The organism is Arthrobacter sp. Dra40 (assembly GCF_059091905.1).
Genome location: NZ_JBNHHB010000497.1, coordinates 1 through 1,272 on the forward strand (window position 1 = coordinate 1; position 1,272 = coordinate 1,272).

The following is a 1,272-nucleotide window of genomic DNA, read 5'->3' on the forward strand; positions in this document are numbered from 1 at the left end:
GAGGCCTGGTCGGTCTGCAGTTCCTCCCCCATGGTGACCAGGGCGGGGCTGAGCATGGAGGCATTGAGCTGGAAGGCCACGCAGGCCGTCAGCAGGGCGACCATCAGGGCGGTGGTGCCGCCGCGGGTTGCCTTGGCTTCTTGGAGAAGGGTGCTCATTTCCCTGCCGTCCCGGACGTCTCGGGCGCCGCGGAGGCGGGTGCCGCCGTCGTTGTTGTGGTGGCGGCTGTGCCAAGGTCTACCTCGCCGATCCGGACCAGCGCATCGGTCACCAGGTTCCAGAACTTGGTGCGGTCAAGATCCACGGCCACAGAGGTGTGGCAGTCGGCCGGTGCGGGGGCGCGGAAGTCAGCGACGGTCATGCCGAGGGTCAGCTTGCCCTGCAGTTCGATGTCGACCGGGACCTTGCGGGTTGTCATCACCGTGGGGTCGATGACGTAGGCGACGGCGCACGGATCGTGGACCGGCGGGTAGTCGAAGCCCTGTGCGTCCTTGTAGGTTTGGGCGAAAAAGTCCATCAGTTCGCGGACAAAGCGGGCCGGACCGGTGCCGACGGCTTCGATCTGCTCGACGACTTCGGGGGTGGCCAGCGCCTGGTGCGTGAGGTCCAGTCCCACCATGACCACGGGCCACTTCTCGTTGAAGACGATGTGGGCGGCCTCGGGGTCGATCATGATGTTGAATTCGGCCACGGCGGACCAGTTGCCCACGTGGTAGCCGCCGCCCATCAGCACGACTTCCTTGACCCGCTCGACGATGCGCGGCTCCTTGCGGGCGGCCATCGCGATGTTGGTCAGGCCGCCGGTCGGGACCAGCGTCACGGTGCCGGGTTCGTGCGCCATGATCGTGTCGATGATGAGATCAACGGCGTGGCGGGGGTCCAGTTCAATGCTGGACTCCGGCTGCGCGGGGCCGTCCATGCCGGACTCGCCGTGGATGTCCGGCGCGGTTTCGATGGTGCGCACCAGCGGGCGGTCGCAGCCGGCGGCAAACGGGACACCGGTGATGCCGGCGATGGTCCCCACGGCCAGAGCGTTCTTGGTGACCTTTGCCAGGGTCTGGTTGCCGACAACGGTAGTCACGGCGAGCAACTCGATGTCCGGGTTGCCGTGGGCCAGGAGCAGCGCCACGGCGTCGTCGTGCCCCGGATCGCAGTCCATGATGATTTTCTTCGGTCCAGGCGTCGCGGAAGTGGCGTCCATGTTTTCTCTCCACGTCATCGGGGCCCGCCGCAGCGGGAATTTGGTCACAGGAAGTGTGACACCCGCTCCCG

Annotated in this window: 1 protein-coding gene and 1 pseudogene; both read right to left on the reverse strand. The window is 66.7% G+C overall.

Annotated features, from left to right (window positions below; genetic code table 11):
- Positions 1-158: pseudogene (locus AC5RWT_RS37515) on the reverse strand (MFS transporter); the annotation flags it as partial.
- Positions 155-1,201: a uridine-preferring nucleoside hydrolase UriH gene (gene uriH / locus AC5RWT_RS37520; RefSeq protein ID WP_494084640.1), complete on the reverse strand. Its 1,047-nt coding sequence runs from the start codon at positions 1,199-1,201 to the stop codon at positions 155-157. The gene uriH and the pseudogene AC5RWT_RS37515, both read right to left, overlap by 4 nt.
- Positions 1,202-1,272: the final 71 nt, after the last annotated feature.